The organism is Streptococcus oralis (assembly GCF_001075875.1).
Classification (GTDB): domain Bacteria; phylum Bacillota; class Bacilli; order Lactobacillales; family Streptococcaceae; genus Streptococcus; species Streptococcus oralis_I.
Map to the genome: position 1 here is coordinate 1 of NZ_JUOS01000211.1, position 417 is coordinate 417.

General features: G+C 43.2%; 1 protein-coding gene. It reads right to left on the reverse strand.

What is annotated here, in order from left to right; genetic code table 11:
- On the reverse strand, positions 1-417 hold a 417-nt coding region (locus ADM33_RS10625; RefSeq protein WP_049505144.1), incomplete at both ends, for a Rib/alpha-like domain-containing protein.

Here is a 417-nt window from a genome sequence, read left to right on the forward strand (position 1 = left end):
TGGAACTTCATCTTTAGTTCCGTCTGGGTATGTTACAACTACTGTCGCATCTTTTTCACCATCAGTTGCTGTATCGACTGGTGTCTTGAACTCAAATGTTGTTCCTTCTGGTAGATCACCAACGTTGCCGATTGAGCCTTTAGCATCTGGTGTTTCACCCTTGTTAACGTTTTGCTCTTTCGCTACTGGTGTGTACTTGTCTGCATCTGTGCTTGGAGTTTTAACAGTAACTTTAACTGGAACTTCATCTTTAGATCCGTCTGGGTATGTTACAACTACTGTCGCGTCTTTTTCACCATCAGTTGCTGTATCGACTGGTGTCTTGAACGCGAAGGTTGTTCCTTCTGGTAGTTCACCAACATTACCAATTGAATCTTGAGCGTTTGGTGTTGAACCTGGTGTTACTGTTTGTGCCTT